At 40.9% G+C, this 14,907-nt stretch carries 18 protein-coding genes and 1 tRNA gene; 14 read left to right on the top strand and 5 right to left on the bottom strand.

Features of this window, described 5'->3' with window-relative positions:
• Positions 1 to 304 precede the first annotated feature (304 nt).
• Both KUG63_RS08730 and KUG63_RS08725 read right to left on the bottom strand, forming a co-directional pair.
• A complete protein-coding gene (locus KUG63_RS08730) occupies positions 305 to 814 on the bottom strand; it encodes a type 1 glutamine amidotransferase domain-containing protein (RefSeq protein WP_287554851.1) in 510 nt (169 codons plus the stop codon).
• Between the two features lie 323 nt (positions 815 to 1,137).
• Positions 1,138 to 1,800 carry a cupin domain-containing protein gene (locus KUG63_RS08725; protein ID WP_287554849.1) on the bottom strand — a complete coding sequence of 221 codons (663 nt, stop codon included), beginning with the start codon at positions 1,798 to 1,800 and terminating at the stop codon, positions 1,138 to 1,140.
• Between the two features lie 545 nt (positions 1,801 to 2,345).
• On the opposite strand from KUG63_RS08725, the gene KUG63_RS08720 reads away from it, so the two are divergent.
• Positions 2,346 to 3,350, top strand: coding sequence for a catalase family peroxidase (locus tag KUG63_RS08720; protein ID WP_287554848.1), 1,005 nt, complete (start codon positions 2,346 to 2,348; stop codon positions 3,348 to 3,350).
• Between the two features lie 392 nt (positions 3,351 to 3,742).
• Here the strand turns inward: KUG63_RS08720 and KUG63_RS08715 are convergent, their stop codons facing one another.
• Positions 3,743 to 4,132 carry a hypothetical protein gene (locus tag KUG63_RS08715; RefSeq protein ID WP_287554846.1) on the bottom strand — a complete coding sequence of 130 codons (390 nt, stop codon included), beginning with the start codon at positions 4,130 to 4,132 and terminating at the stop codon, positions 3,743 to 3,745.
• 361 nt (positions 4,133 to 4,493) lie between these two features.
• Here KUG63_RS08715 and KUG63_RS08710 point away from each other — a divergent pair, with 361 nt between their 5' ends.
• Positions 4,494 to 4,898: a VOC family protein gene (locus KUG63_RS08710; RefSeq protein WP_287554844.1), complete on the top strand. Its 405-nt coding sequence runs from the start codon at positions 4,494 to 4,496 to the stop codon at positions 4,896 to 4,898.
• Between the two features lie 258 nt (positions 4,899 to 5,156).
• Here the strand turns inward: KUG63_RS08710 and KUG63_RS08705 are convergent, their stop codons facing one another.
• Positions 5,157 to 5,483 (bottom strand): Spy/CpxP family protein refolding chaperone, encoded by a 327-nt coding sequence (locus KUG63_RS08705; protein WP_287554842.1) that lies wholly within the window; start codon positions 5,481 to 5,483, stop codon positions 5,157 to 5,159.
• A gap of 217 nt (positions 5,484 to 5,700) precedes the next feature.
• On the opposite strand from KUG63_RS08705, the gene KUG63_RS08700 reads away from it, so the two are divergent.
• From KUG63_RS08700 to KUG63_RS08645, 12 genes are all read left to right on the top strand, one after another.
• On the top strand, positions 5,701 to 5,862 hold the full coding sequence (locus KUG63_RS08700; protein WP_287554840.1) for a hypothetical protein: 162 nt from the start codon (positions 5,701 to 5,703) through the stop codon (positions 5,860 to 5,862).
• A gap of 3 nt (positions 5,863 to 5,865) precedes the next feature.
• On the top strand, positions 5,866 to 7,326 hold the full coding sequence (locus KUG63_RS08695; protein WP_287554838.1) for an ATP-binding protein: 1,461 nt from the start codon (positions 5,866 to 5,868) through the stop codon (positions 7,324 to 7,326).
• 7 nt (positions 7,327 to 7,333) lie between these two features.
• The gene (locus tag KUG63_RS08690) at positions 7,334 to 8,050 is read left to right on the top strand and encodes a response regulator (RefSeq protein WP_015006129.1); all 717 of its coding nucleotides are present in this window, start codon (positions 7,334 to 7,336) and stop codon (positions 8,048 to 8,050) included.
• A gap of 100 nt (positions 8,051 to 8,150) precedes the next feature.
• Positions 8,151 to 8,555 carry a VOC family protein gene (locus tag KUG63_RS08685; RefSeq protein ID WP_015006128.1) on the top strand — a complete coding sequence of 135 codons (405 nt, stop codon included), beginning with the start codon at positions 8,151 to 8,153 and terminating at the stop codon, positions 8,553 to 8,555.
• A gap of 106 nt (positions 8,556 to 8,661) precedes the next feature.
• On the top strand, positions 8,662 to 9,057 hold the full coding sequence (locus KUG63_RS08680; RefSeq protein ID WP_015006127.1) for a DUF2391 family protein: 396 nt from the start codon (positions 8,662 to 8,664) through the stop codon (positions 9,055 to 9,057).
• Positions 9,058 to 9,384: 327 nt separating this feature from the next.
• Entirely contained in the window at positions 9,385 to 9,786 is a 402-nt protein-coding gene (locus KUG63_RS08675) for an MAPEG family protein (protein WP_015006126.1), read from the top strand.
• 182 nt (positions 9,787 to 9,968) lie between these two features.
• A complete protein-coding gene (locus tag KUG63_RS08670) occupies positions 9,969 to 11,219 on the top strand; it encodes an aromatic ring-hydroxylating oxygenase subunit alpha (RefSeq protein WP_287554836.1) in 1,251 nt (416 codons plus the stop codon).
• Positions 11,216 to 11,725 carry an aromatic-ring-hydroxylating dioxygenase subunit beta gene (locus tag KUG63_RS08665; RefSeq protein WP_287554834.1) on the top strand — a complete coding sequence of 170 codons (510 nt, stop codon included), beginning with the start codon at positions 11,216 to 11,218 and terminating at the stop codon, positions 11,723 to 11,725. Before KUG63_RS08670 ends, KUG63_RS08665 begins: the two co-directional genes overlap by 4 nt.
• Before the next feature lie 13 nt (positions 11,726 to 11,738).
• Positions 11,739 to 12,203, top strand: a complete 465-nt coding sequence (locus tag KUG63_RS08660) for a carboxymuconolactone decarboxylase family protein (protein ID WP_016390153.1) — start codon at positions 11,739 to 11,741, stop codon at positions 12,201 to 12,203.
• A gap of 9 nt (positions 12,204 to 12,212) precedes the next feature.
• Positions 12,213 to 12,719, top strand: a complete 507-nt coding sequence (locus tag KUG63_RS08655; protein ID WP_287554832.1) for a VOC family protein — start codon at positions 12,213 to 12,215, stop codon at positions 12,717 to 12,719.
• A gap of 28 nt (positions 12,720 to 12,747) precedes the next feature.
• Positions 12,748 to 13,800, top strand: coding sequence for a VOC family protein (locus KUG63_RS08650; protein ID WP_016390155.1), 1,053 nt, complete (start codon positions 12,748 to 12,750; stop codon positions 13,798 to 13,800).
• A gap of 266 nt (positions 13,801 to 14,066) precedes the next feature.
• Positions 14,067 to 14,405, top strand: a complete 339-nt coding sequence (locus tag KUG63_RS08645) for a YggL family protein (protein WP_020932391.1) — start codon at positions 14,067 to 14,069, stop codon at positions 14,403 to 14,405.
• Positions 14,406 to 14,815: 410 nt separating this feature from the next.
• Here the strand turns inward: KUG63_RS08645 and KUG63_RS08640 are convergent.
• Positions 14,816 to 14,900 (bottom strand) — tRNA-Leu (locus tag KUG63_RS08640).
• Between the last annotated feature and the right edge of the window lie 7 nt (positions 14,901 to 14,907).

The following is a 14,907-nucleotide window of genomic DNA, read 5'->3' as shown; positions in this document are numbered from 1 at the left end:
GTTTAAAAATAAAATCAATCGAGTCTGACCCTATTGATTTCGGAAAGCGTTTAAAAATAAAATCAATCGAGTCTGACCCTATTGATTTCGACTCATGCATTTAAGGAGCAAAGGTGGTGATAGGAAATCTAAAGCATTTAAAGGTAAAATCAATCGAGTTTGACCCTATTGATTTCAAAAGTGGTGTGCCATATGGTGAGAAATTCGCTTGAGTTTTAAGGCGGTATCTCACCCCATAGCCTTTAATCAGCATATAATAAAAATCTCGACAGTCCCCAAATTTTGTAGAGAACTGAGTTTTGTTTTAGTCTAACAATTTTGCAAAAGCTTCACTAAAGGCTGGGATATCGTCTGGGTTGCGGCTGGTGACGATGTTGCCATCAACCACTACCTCTTGGTCAACCCAATCGGCACCAGCATTTATTAGATCGGTTTTAAGTGATGGCCACGAGGTGGCTTGGCGTCCTGAGATAGCTTCTGCCTCAATCAACAACCAAGGCCCGTGACAGATAGCTGCGATTGGTTTTGCCTCAGTTACGAAATACTTGACGAAGGCCATAGCGTCATCATTGATGCGCAAGGTGTCAGGATTAACCACTCCGCCAGGCAACAGAAGCGCATCGTAGTCCGCTGCATTCGCGTCGTTCAGTTCTAGGTCTACCACCACCGAACCGTCGTCATGAGCAGCTTTGATGCTGCCAGATTCAGGCGATACCACTGTTACTTGGTGACCTGCTTTTGTGAGGTAACTTTCTGGTTTAGTCAGTTCAGAATGTTCAAAGCCATTGGTGGCCAAAATTGCTACTTTTTTCATATCGAGCTCATATTAATTAGCGGGGTAATTGGTGTCCCGATCAATAGTCTACAGATCAGGTTGTCGATTCTAGCATTTACGGCAGGATGTACAAATATTATATTTTCTAATAAATATAATTGCACTGCACTTGCCCGATAGTGTATTTATTTCTGGCCGGTTGTGTCTAACAATGTTGGCTATTTTATTTTGTAAGAATCAATGGTGAACCTCTGATTGACCCTATTAATTTTATGTTCTGGTCTGCGTTCAGATTTGGGGTGGCTCCATCACTGTAGCTAAAATGCTACTGCAGCCCAACACAACGGGCAAAAGCACTGTATTTACAGGTGTCCCGTTTTTACGTAAATCAATGCGCCGTTTTCTTTGGTGAAGGGGGTATGTCGACTTAGGTGTGGGCTGCGTAGCCATGAGCCTTGAGGGTAGCTGCTATGCTCATCATGAAACGTACCTTCTAATACAAAAATCTCCTCTCCACCCCAGTGCTGGTGGGTGTTGAATTGCGTGTTCGGTGCCCATTTTACTAACGCTACGTGCTCACTTCCAAATTCATGTAGTGGCATGACGCTTAGGCCTTCCACTAGCCCTGGGTGCCATGATTGAGTTTGGGTATCGATGACTTTTTGTTGTGTATCTGCTTCGTCAAACTGTTGTAGTTTGACGAAAATAGTTGCGCCTTCTTTACCTATTTTAGGTGTGTGTGATGTGCCAATGGGGTTGCGTACATAACAGCCTTTGCAATAGCTTTGATGCTCGTCAGAAAACACACCGTCGAGCACAAAGAACTCCTCGCCACCTGTATGAGTATGTGATGAGAACTCACTAAAGGGTTCGTAACGTACAATAGAGGTTGCACGTGCGATTTCATCACCGATTCTATCGAGCATCATGCGTTCCACGCCAGGCATGGGCGAGTTAACCCAGCGATAGTCATCGGGTTGAATTACAATTCGTTGTGAAAAATCGGTATTAATTTGAGTCGTCATTTTAAGCACCAAGTCAGTCGTTTAGTATTTACTGCAGTCGCTCCGCCATCGACACCCCAGGTGACACCTGTTACCGAGCTGGAGCAATCATTTTAGGTGGAACATGTTGCTGTTGGTAATCTCATCCGGAATGTCGTGCAGTGTATGGGGTGAAAATCATCAGGTTCAGCTAAGGCATTATCCATTTCTAGGGTGAGTAAATGTTAAAAATGTTAAATAAATGGGGTTTTTTATACCAGCAGGGGGTGCCGCGTGAACTTTAATATTTGTTCTCCTACGTGGCGAAGCCTACCGTGCGTTATTTGATGTTGAGGTTCCGCAAAAAAAACTTGAAGCAATAAGCGAGGTAACCAACAAATTTCGGGTGTTAGGCTATGATTCTTTAAAGAAATGATAAAGGCTAAAATTAATCGGACCGATGAGTCCAAGGAGTAAGGGTGGTGATATGAAACATAAAGCGTTTAAGGATAAAATCAATCGAGTCTAACCCTATTGGTTTTCTTTTGACTTCAATATAATGAGATTGTTAATGATTAAGGATAAATATGAAAAATTTTCTAAAATTTAATAATTACCTTGCTTTTAGTCTAATGCTTTTACAAGCTCAAGTTGTATTAGCTGATGTTAATGTGGTTACTCCAAATAAGGTTATTAATGCTTTTGAAAAAACGTTTGGTATTACTCAAGGCGAGCGTAGGAACCATACCAAGGGAACCTGTGCAGTTGGTGAGTTTATCGGTTCAAAAGACGCTGTTGTTTTCAGCCGATCGGAGCTATTTACTGGAAAACCATTACCCATTATTGCCCGGTTTTCACTTGCTGGCGGAAATCCTAGCGTACCAGACACGGCTAAAAGCCCTCGGGGGTTAGCCTTAGAATTTCTCCTTACAGATGGTAGCCTTCATCATATGGCAATGTTAAATACTCCTGTTTTTGGAGCTGCGAACCCACAAACATTTTATAATATGCTCGTGGCAAAAACACCGGACCCTTTGACAGGGAAGCCTGACCAAGAAAAAATAGAAGCTTTCAAACTTAATCACACAGATAACAAAGCTCAAGCGCACTTTCTGGCGAATAATAATCCACCGAGTAATTATTATGAAAGTGCCTATTATGGCATTCATACATTCAAATTTTTTAACAAAGACAATAAAGAAACTTTAGTGCGCTGGCGCTTTGTACCTCAAAGTGGTGAAAAACAGCTTAGCGAAGCTGAGCTTGAAAACTTACCTGCAAACTTTCTTGAACAAAATTTAATTAAACGTACTGAAGAAGGCGCAGTTAAATGGAAAATGTTGGTCACAATTGGTGAACCTGATGATGTTCAAGATAACCCAACAATTGCTTGGCCCAAAAACCGTGAGGAAATAGAAGCAGGTACTCTTATACTTACTGAATCAATGCATCAAGAAGGGGCTAAATGCGAAAGTATTAATTTCGACCCATTGGTCTTAAGTGATGGTATCAAAGCAACTAATGACCCAATATTGCTTTTCCGTTCGCCATCCTATGCTATTTCCTTCGCAAAACGTCTAAGTAACCAATAATATGGCCTAAAACATCGCAACAATCTCGCGCGTACGTGTCAGAGGTGCTAGCTGCTGAGTTAGGCGTTATATTTATATGAGCCCACATATAGTAGTCACAATACTTAGATATTAAAATGGCGCGCAGAATGCTTAATTTCAGGCCGCGATTGCGCTTCTGTCGACACCCGGTATAGCACTTGTTACCGAGCTAGCATTATCATTTAAAATGACAAAAGGGGAGGGCATACGATCCTAGATTAGGATTGATAGGGTCTGTTTATGGCCAGACCAATAATAATTGAATAGGGGGGTGCTCTTTACTATGTGATTTCTTGTCGTGATCGACGTGTGAATCCATGAAGTTAAATTCGATTGATTCAAAAGCTGTTACTCAACGTTGACTCTATAACTCAATCATCAACGGGGTGCCCACGATACATGCGCCGTGACTTTTCTTTAGGCTTGCCCATTGGGTTAATTATTACGTCTGCTTTCACTTTTTGTCCGCGGTACATTAACGTACTGGTAGCTGATTGTTCTACATCAGTAGTTACCGCTTCTTTATTACTGATTGATTGTTCTTGGCTTTCTAACGCCGCCACTTTTTCTGGGCCAATAAGCACCTTTAAGTCAGCCAACATGTCTTGAAAAATGGCATCATCCAGCTGGCTCATCTCAATTAATTGACTTAATAAGTCTGGATTAGCAATAGAGATTGCAATCTGATGGGTGGCCTGTAAATGTTTTTTGATTTTGAAAATCAATTTAACGGACTTTCTATCTAGAACTTGAATATCCAACTTCTATCCCCTTATCTAATTAAATTTAAATTAGGCGGCACCATTAAACTGATCTTGTTGTAATTATTGTGTTTCAAAGGTGTAGCTAATAACCTTTTCTATTCATATTAAATACAATACTAGTTCAATAATGCAGCGCAGCATAGTTTATTTGCATATTTAATAATTTAGATCTGAATAGTGCCTTTAAAAACGGGTTAGACTATTGATAGTTAAAAAGAAACAACATAATAGCTAACAAGGGAAACCAACAGGCTCAAATAGTAGCTTAAGAAACAAATCTAATTCGCCCGGTCATTCATTAGGCACACTGAAAGTACAATAATTTATTACCTTTCAACTCGATCCCTAGGAGGGAAGCATGAAACCGAAAATCAGCATTATTACTCTGGGTGTGGATGACCTTGAAAGAGCGACTCACTTTTATGCTGACGGCCTTGGTTTGCCAAAGCATGATTTTGAAGGTGGCAAGATTTCTTTTTTTAGCCTGCATGGAACTTGGTTAGCGCTTTACCCGCGCGATGAGTTGGCTAAGGACATCGGATTGGCTGTTTCCACTCAGGCTGGTTTCTCTGGCATTGCGCTGGCACATAATGTTGCTAGCAAGGCAGAGGTGGATGCTGTTCTTGATCAGGCGGTGTCGGCTGGTGCGCGACTCATTAAACCGGCGGTGGAGGTTTTCTGGGGTGGTTACTCGGGTTATTTTCAAGATACGGAAGGCCATTATTGGGAAGTAGCCTACAACCTGCATCAGGATTTAACGTAATAACGGATTATTTCTTTCTTCATTTTCAATCTAATAAACGATACTTTAAAAGCCCTATATAATGCTTGCCTTCAATGGAGCAGGGGGGGTGGTTTTAAGGTGTTTGACTAAGCTTAAGAGTGTGGCTATTTAATTATTTTTGGAAATCAGATTGCTAATTTAGGGGCGGCTTATTGTGGACTACTTTAAGCTGCATTTTGAGTAAGAAACAATACGCACAACAGCCTGTGTAGCCTGTTGTGCGTATTATGGTTGATATTATCTACGAGGCTTTTTAGGCTTCATCTCTTCAAATTCTTCCATTTGTTCTTTTGTTAGAATGTTAGAGATTTTTTCATGCATGATGTCTCGATTTTCTTTCTGCTCTTTTCGAAGTTCCTTTTGTTTAGCTCGTTGCTCTTTAAATAACGCCTTAAGTGAATCGGCCTGCTTGTCGGTTAAATCAAGTTCTTCTTGCAAATGAGCAATTGATGGTCCTCTTTTTTGCATTTTGCCTTTAGAGCAATCGTTAGGTCTATCTGCATAGGCACTAGTAGCCACTGTAAGAGCGATTGCTGATGTTAATAAAGCTGCTTTAATATTCATGGTTTTCTCCTAAATTTAATAAGAAGAACAGGGTCGTTAATGTCTCTGTTCTTGAGTTATAGAATAGGGGGCAATGTTGTAGTAATTACGAAGAGAATGTGAAGAAAATGTGGAGATATAGCCTAAGATGGTTAAGTTATTAATATTCATATTTAATCCATATTTAGTCGCTACAATTTTATTGTTGGTGGAATAATAAATAAAGAGTAGAGATAAGATGATAAACCTAAATGCAACAGCAAGCACACAAATTATTACCGGTATATTTAAAGCTATTATATTTGCCTTCCAGCAGGTAGGTATGAAACCTAGAAGAGGTTTAGCAGAGACTATGCAAACGGTTGTTTCACACTATGTATCCTTACTAAGGGCTGTTTAAAGCATGTTTTCTATACGAATTAGAATTTGGCACAAGCTGTTTTTCTCTATTCTATTGGTGATACTTCTGATTTTGCTCGTTAATATGGCGGTGACTCGTTATAGCTTTCAACAGGGTTTTGGCCAGTATATTGAAGACGTTCGGTTAAAAAGGCTGAACAACGTTGAACGAACCTTAAGTGGGCTGTACCGACAATATGGCCATTGGGATTTTCTGAAAAATAAGCCTCTTTTGTGGCAACAATTGTTGCTTGAACATGAACTGGCATCGCCACCGCCAAGAAATGCTAAACAGCCAGAGCATCATAGACAAGAGCCTTCGGCTAGGCTTGGTTCAGCCCGTGTGTATTCTGAACGACGTCATCACGCAGCTGTTTTACCGCCCCATTTGCGCGGCCGAATAGGCTTGCAGGATAGTGCTCAAACGTCCATTTTTGGTCCGCCCGCTTCGAAAAATGATCGGAAACTGCCAATAATGCTGGATGATGAGGTGATCGGTTATTTGAGTATGCGACGTTTGAAAGGTATGCGTACGGGTATAGAGCAGCGGTTTGAACGTGATCAAGTTAAGAATTTACTATTAACAGGAATACTCTCGTTTGTGATTGCTGTTATTGTTTCTTTATTGCTGGCACGTGCATTTAATAAGCCCATTACTAGGTTAACAGGTATAGCGCGGCAACTGACATCTGGTCAATTTGACAGCCGTGTGGAGAAAATTTCTAGAGATGAATTGGGAGACTTGGCCACTGATTTAAACACCCTTGCTGAGACACTTGATCAAAATCAGCAAAGTCGCCGTCAGTGGATTGCAGATATCTCTCACGAATTGCGCACACCGCTGACCATCCTTAAAGGTGAATTGGAAGCCATGGAAGATAATGTTAGGGAGCTGAATAGCGAGTCGATTCAATCCCTTTCTTTGGAGGTTAAGCATTTACAACGGCTGGTTGATGATTTGTACCAACTTTCTCTTTCCGATCAAGGCTCGCTGACCTATGAAAAGGTAGCAGTGAATCCATTTTTGTTGCTACAAAATGTAGCGGAAGGCTATGAGCTTCCAATGCAGCAGAAGAAGATTACTTTGAGCGTAGCATGCGATGAACCCTGCCCCATGGTATTGGCTGACCCTCAGCGACTTACTCAGCTGTTCACAAATTTATTAGAAAACAGCCTTCGTTATACCCATGAAGGAGGTCGCGTAAAGATACAATGTAAAAAGGAAGCTTCGTTAACGATCTGTTTTGAAGATAGCGAACCCGGTATTTCGCCAGAATTGATACCACGTTTATTTGAACGGTTGTTTCGAGTAGATAATTCTCGTAACCGAGATTCCGGTGGTTCTGGGCTCGGTTTATCTATTGCGCAGAGTATTGCAGAAGCACACGAGGGAAAATTGACAGCCGAGCCTTCATCACTGGGTGGGCTGAAAATCACCTTGGAGCTACCCATTTCATCAGGATAATCACGCTATGAATACTGCTGAACCAGAACGTACCATTCTAATTGTTGAAGATGAAACTAAGATAGCGCAATTACTGCAAGACTATCTCCATAAGGAGGGATATAACACTCATTGGATTAACCATGGAGACGCTGTTATTGACTGGGTGCAGCAAGAGCAGCCGGACCTTATCTTATTAGACCTAATGCTGCCGAGTAAAGATGGCATTACTCTTTGTCAGGAAATACGACATTTTTCTGGCATCCCGATCATTATGATTACTGCACGGGTAGAAGAAATTGATAAAGTTTTGGGCTTGGAGATAGGTGCTAATGATTATATCTGCAAGCCTTTTAGCCCTCGTGAAGTGATGGCAAGAATTAAGGCTTTGTTTCGTACGTTGTCTTACCGGCAACAGATATCAACCGTTGAGAATCAATTGGTAACCTTGGATGAACAGCGAATATTAGCAACAGTAGCAGGGCAGGCGTTGGATTTAACCCCAGTTGAGTTTCGTTTACTGAGCACATTGGTAAAACAACCGGGGCGAATATTTTCGCGATCGCAGTTAATGCATAAACTGTATGAAGATAACCGTGTAGTGACTGATCGGACCGTAGATAGCCATATTAAAAACCTGAGAAAAAAGATTGCTCATCACTATAAAGACCAAGAGTTAATTAAATCTGTATACAGTGTTGGCTATAAGTATGAAGAATTGGGTGGAGATGGATTTAATGTGTAGCACGGTTGTGGCTGGCAAACCTATTGTGTTTTTGTAAGTGTGACAATGACGATAGGTAAATGAAGCGTGCGTCTTATATTAAAGTGTTAGGAAGGGAATTATGAAACCGAAAATCAGCATTATTACTCTTGGTGTAGATGACTTAGAAAGAGCGACTCGCTTTTATAGTGAGGGCCTTGGTTTGCCAACGCATAATGTTGAAGGTGACAATATATCGTTTTTTAGTTTGGAAGGAACGTGGTTGGCGCTCTATCCGCGCGAAGAGTTGGCTAAAGATATTGGGTTAACGGATTCGAATCAGGTTGGTTTCTCTGGCATAACGCTGGCCCACAATGTTGCAAGTAAGTCAGACGTGGATGCTGTGCTTGATCAAGCGGTCTCTGCTGGTGCTCGACTGATTAAACCCGCGCTGGAGGTTTTCTGGGGCGGTTACTCCGGTTATTTTCAAGATACGGAAGGCTATTACTGGGAGGTGGCCTACAACCCTTATCAGGATCTGACATAATAGCGAGGCAAAAAAGCATCCCTCATGATAACAATAAAGGTGGTGTTAAGGCGTGAATCGCCAGCCGATAATGCATAACAGTCAACAAACCGCCAGGTAATTAGCTATGAATCTTAACTTTAATAAAGAAGACGCCAGTCAGGTAGTTATTGGGTCCTTTGCTTTGGCAGTGCCTATTTCGTTTTCCGAAGAGGCCTGGAAACTAGGGGAAACTCTTCCTTTTGCAAACCTGTTTCTTGTTTTTATTTTGTCGATTGTATTTTTAAGCTTTTTTGCCTATCAAATTGTATTTCAAGGCGATATAAAATATAGAACATCAATATTTATAAGCAGAATATTTATTGCCTATTTTATAGCCGCTTGTGTGGTTGCTTTGGTGTTGTTGTCATTAAATAAGTTCCCTGTAATGCTAGATCCGGTGATAGCTTTGAAGCGACTAATTATTATTACGATGCCTGCTTCTATGGGAGCGATTATTGTTGATGGTTTTGATAAAGAATAGCAGTGAAGAAGATATTGGCTAGGAATGAAGATAGGCGCTTGGTTAGGTTGGATTAACTGTATACAAAGCAACCGTTTTTTTACGAATGTCGTAAATGAAAATCGAAAGTAGATAGTATCTTTAATAACATGATTTTTCTAATGCTCGATTAATAGTAAGTTGCTTAGAAATTAAGACATTGAGCAATTGTTAATAAGTGGAGAAGTTTTATCAGTTGATGCCGATTAAACGGCCACAGTTGATGGGTGTTAAGCGAGAAAATAATGTTTATACTCACTCGGGTACGACACGTACTAATTTAAAAATAATCGAGAGAGGAGATTTCTTATGTTGACCGTTGTGATTTGTTTGACTTGTATTGCTTTTATGCCTTATTTGGCCTCATCAATTGGTGGTTATTACCGAATTTCACAAACAGGTAAATATGACCTTGTTAACCCACGTGTACAAGCCGCAACGCTAGTGGGTGCAGGGGCTCGTTCACAATATTTACATGCCAATTGCTGGGAAGCATTAGGGCTTTTTTCAGCCGCTGTATTGGCTGTTTTTATCACCAATGCGATAAATGAAACGGTTACCATGCTCTGCATTTCTTTCGTGGTTATACGCGGCGTTTACTTTATTGCCTATTTAACCAATATGGCAACCTTGCGTTTCAGTGCTTTTGGCTTGGGCTTTGCGTGTTGCGCGGGGCTTTTTTATACAGCAATAACAACCATTCCTGCCTAATACCTAAAACAAGTTATGCAGATTTTTTCTGCATAACTTGTTGCTACACCTAATAAATACTTCGTAAGACAATTTCTCTATTCAATATAATCATATTGTAAATTAGTATTTTCTAATGTATGTTATTTTTTTAGTAACACGATCATAAAAATTAGAATAAATAAACTAGGGGAGATAGGATTATGTCAGTAGAACGTGACTATGATGATTTGGCTCGAATAGATCGAACACATGTTAGCTTATATAACGATCAAGGGGTGTATAGCGATGAAATGGAACGGATTTTTTATCGCTCCTGGATATATGTCGCACACGAAAGTGAAATCCCGAATCCGGGTGATTACAAAACGACCTTTATGGGTGATGTTCCAGTTATTGTAACGCGCGGGCAAGATAACGAAATAAACGTTGTTATAAACCGCTGTACTCATCGAGGGGTAGCAGTGTGTCCTTTAGAGAAAGGTAATACCCCTAGTTTTGTTTGCCAATATCATGGCTGGGAATATGGTATGGACGGTGAGTTATTAGCTGTGTCGATGCCGCGTGGTTATAACGAAGGTGAATTAGACTATAAAAGTTTAGGCTTAGTTTCGGCTAAAAAAGTTGAAAGTTATCGGGGTATTATCTTCGCGTCGTTACTATCTGTTCCTGATATTTCATTAGACGAGAAACTAAGAGGCGTGAAAGAGTACATCGACATGTACATGGATTTTTCTCCTGTTGGCGAAATCATCGTCGGTAATAGCGGGGTGAATAAACATTACTATCATGCTAACTGGAAAATCCAAACAGAAGGCAGTGTTGAGGGCTATCATGCGCCGGTTACCCATTCAACCGCCTTTGATGTGATGATCAGAAAAATGGGCATGCCACCTAATTATCAAGGCTATGACACTAAAGGTATGGATTGTGGTTATGGCAATAATTTACTGGAAGTGTACAGCTTGCCCGACGAAGCGGTTTATAAACGCTGGCCAGCTGAATATATAGACTTAATGATCGAGAAACACGGCAAAGAGCGCGCCATGCATGTGTTACGACATCGTTTTAATTTAGTGATTTTTCCCAACTTAGCCCTACTTGAATATCAATTCCGAGTTATTCGCCCTATGGGGGTTGATAAAACAGAAGTGCGTATGTATCACACGATGCTAAAAGATGCGCCTGATGAGATTAATACTCGACGGGTGCGTGAGCATGAGTTCTTTTATAGCCCTGCCGCCTTTGGTGGACCAGATGACTATGCGATGTTTGATAGAGCCGGTCAGGGGATGAAGGCAGAGATGGTACCGTGGATTTTATTTAATCGAGGTATTAAATCTGAAGAGGTCGATGAGCACGGGCGTCGTTATGGTGGGCATACGCAAGAAACACAGCAAAGAGCACCTTATTTTGAATACAGACGTTTAATGACGTTAGGGAGCCAATCATGAGTGCTAATAATTCAGAACAAATGACACGAGCTGAAGCAGAAGACTTTTTATTTGCTGAAGCATGTTTACTTGACCAAGGCGAGGTGAATGAGTGGAGAAAGCTATTCACTGCCGATGCATTATATTGGTTACCTTATAGCCGTGATGTAAATGTTGACCCAACAAAACATGTATCCATTATTTATGATGATATGGAAATGCTTGATGAGCGCATTAAACGGCTACAAAGCGGAGCTTGTCATGCACAAATACCTGGCTCAAGAACGCAACATTCAGTAAATAACGTACGGGTTAAAACAGTGGATGGAGTCGTCATCATTGACTCATACCTTACCTTGCATGAGTACCGTGCCAATCGGCAAGATCGGTTTTACCCATTGCAAACAATGGCAGCTAATTGCGAGCACAAATTAGTTAAGCGTGGCGGTGAATGGAAAATGACCAGCAAAAAAGTAGTACTGCTTAATTGTGATGGCGAAATATACGACTTAAGTTTTTTAATATAAATAGGGGGTAGTAATGACAGATATTGACAATAAATATGCTGATGGTTTTCCTTTTTCACGTGAAGGAGAGGACTTTAAGCAAGGCCTATCGTTGATGCGTGAAGTGTTGGGAGAAGAATCCTCTGAGCATATTGAATCTTTGCTGGATAACCCTCTGTTTGGTGATGAGCTGGGCTATGTTTTTTCTAAAACATGGGGAGCTTTATATGAGCGAGAAGGTTTAACGTTAAAAGAAAGGTCGTTGATCTTAATGGGCACTGATTTAGCATTAGGACGTGAAGGGCCGTTAAAAGACCATATGAAGGTCGCGTTGCATGCTGGGATGGAACCTAAGCAAATTATTGAGGTTTTATTCCAAACCGTGTTTTATTTAGGAGCACCTGCAATGGTATTGGGTTTGAAAGTGGCTAATGAGGTTTTGGGCCCAGAAATAAAAGAAATGCTCGAGCAAAAAGAACAACAAAATAGCAATCAATAGGAGCAAAGAATGAGTGATTTAGACATTAGTATGGGGCCTATCAACCATGTGGCAATGGCAGTAAAGGACTGGAGAGTAACCGCAAAAAGCTATGCCAAGTTAATGGGTATAAAAACATGGCGAGTGATGGAAATTTCATCAGATATGATGGAAACATCTGAATATTATGGTGAGCCAGCTGAATTTGTTTGGATATCAGCCTTTGCACGGATGGGCGATACCTTGGTCGAATTATGCGAGCCGGTTTCGGGTAAAACTGTGTTTGATGACTTTGTTAAAGAACACGGGGACGGCATGCAACATGTGGGTGATTTATCACACCCTAACCCTTTAGAGTTAGTTAAAGAATATACTCGCCAAGGGGTAAAGGTTGGAAATTATTGCAATATTGCAGGGGTTGCAGAACTTTATTACTTAGACACACGTGAGCAATTAGGCGGGATGTTCCTAGAGGTGGTTGTACCACCGACATACGCACGAATTGCCGACCTTGGTGAAGATGTTACGTTTGATTAATAACAATAATAATTTTAAGGGGAAATAAATGGCATTAAGCATACCTATAGACGGCTGGCATAGTACCTCCATAGTGGTTCGTGACTACCGCCAAGTGGTAACCAATTACGCACGATTTTTTGGTATTAGTCACTGGGAGGTTTTTCGTTATGACGGTAACCATTTAACAAATACACGCTTTGAAGGTGAATTGGTTGAGCACCGCTTTATACGAGTTATGGGGCGAAATAAAGATTTAGCGATAGAGTTAATACAGCCTATCGACGGGCCATCTAGCTTTCAACATATGTTAGACACAGTTGGCGAAGGCGTTCATCATGTTAGCCTGACTCAATCAACGGCCTTTAACGTTGACGCGTTAAATAAAACACTCGATGAACTAGACATTAGTATTCGTCAAACTGGCACCATTTACGACGTGGCAGATGTTTATTTATTAGATACGCGCTCATTGGTGTCCAACGTGATGTTTGAAGTGGTTTGCCCAAAAACAGAAAATTGGCAAGCATCCATGACGCCTGATGAAGTGTTTGATATTGACCTGACGCTATTAGGTCCAAAATTATTACCAACAGCCAATATGTTACACCTTGGGGTGGTTTGTAAAGATAGGGATGTGGCCAAGGCAGGCTTAACGAAATTATTCTCAATGACAGATTGGATTGAATTTAAAATTGAATCGGGTGTCACCATGAGCGACACGACGTACTTTGGTGAACAGGTTTATCATAAATATAATAACCATGTTGGCCGTGTGGGTGAGTTTGCTTTAGAGCTCATTACCCCAGAGTCAGATAAATGCGTGTATCACGATTTTTTAAAAGAGCAGGGTGAAGGCGTGCATCATTTCTTTCCTTCAATGTGCTCAAAGGAAGAGTTTGAAGCTCTTTTGCCGGGTTTAGAAGCGCTAGGTATGCCTATAATCCAAGGCGGTACTATAGATGGGTTGATTGAGTATTATTATATTGATACGCGAGACTATTTATCAGGGGTAACCACCGAAATAGTGATTCCGTTATGTGATGACTGGAAAGAAAAAATGTTTAGCTCAGAGAAAGAAGCGTGGGTACTTTGTGGCTAATTTTAATTAATTACAAACGATCTCATAAAAAAGCCATGCGTTTAACTTAAGCATGGCTTTTTTGTTGCTATCGAGGTGTTCTTAAGTAAGTTATAACCTTTATCAGTGCGAATATTAAGGATGCTCATTAACACCACTTCTAGCCTTCTTGTTTGTGCTAATATGCGCGCTCTGTCCAATAGCTTGGAAGGATTCCTAACGAAGCATTTTGGGCAATACGGATCACACACTCTTATCTCGTATCTTAAATAAAGGCAATAAATATCATGGCTAAAGAAATAGGTCGCAGCAGACGTCTGCGCAAAAAATTATATGTAGGCGAATTCGCTATAATGGGTTTTGAGTTCACCTGTAAAGTTGATATCGACTCTGATACACAATTCGAGGAATTTCTTGAAGCATTCGCGGATGTAGCAGAAGACAAAAACTTGTTAATTAGCCTGGATAACGATAATGAGCAGTTTGAAGGCTTTGTTACCTCACATGACCGTTATGGTTCAGCAACTGAAGAAGACAAAGCAGCCATTGAAGCTGTATTGTTAGCTCACAGCATTGTTAGCGATGTTGAGGTTAGCAAGCTGGTTGACGTGTTTAACGAAAAGTAACACTGGTTACGATCGTGAGGTGCGTATTAATCTTAATAAGCACCTCACGGGTTTTGGCTTGTTCTATGTTGCTTTAGCAGCGCAATAGATGCAATAAACTCAGATGCCAATAAATGAATATTTAGCACAATACCCACCAGCGCTTATTAAGCAGATCAATAAGCTCATTCAGTACAACTACTACGCCTGAATTCAACTCGCCATTTACCATTAACTTTTCTTGGTTTAGCCATCAAAGCCCCCGTTAAAAATAACTTGGCGTAAATTGTGGCGTAAAAATGGCGTAAATGAAAGGCAAAAGATGCCGTTTAATGCGGTTTATTGCGGAAAGTAAAGAGAGGGTTAAGAGCTTCAAAGCCCTTTAGTAATGGGCTTTGAGGTCTGATTCAGTCTATTACTGAAAACTTAAGTGGTACCGAGGGCCGGAATCGAACCGGCACTTCCGAAGAAACCGGATTTTGAATCCGGCGCGTCTACCAGTTCCGCCACCCCGGCAAATAAG

Source organism: Cycloclasticus sp. (assembly GCF_019090545.1).
Lineage (GTDB): Bacteria > Pseudomonadota > Gammaproteobacteria > Methylococcales > Cycloclasticaceae > Cycloclasticus > Cycloclasticus pugetii.
Note: the sequence above shows the minus strand (reverse complement) of the source record. Positions and strands in the feature narration are given on the sequence as shown.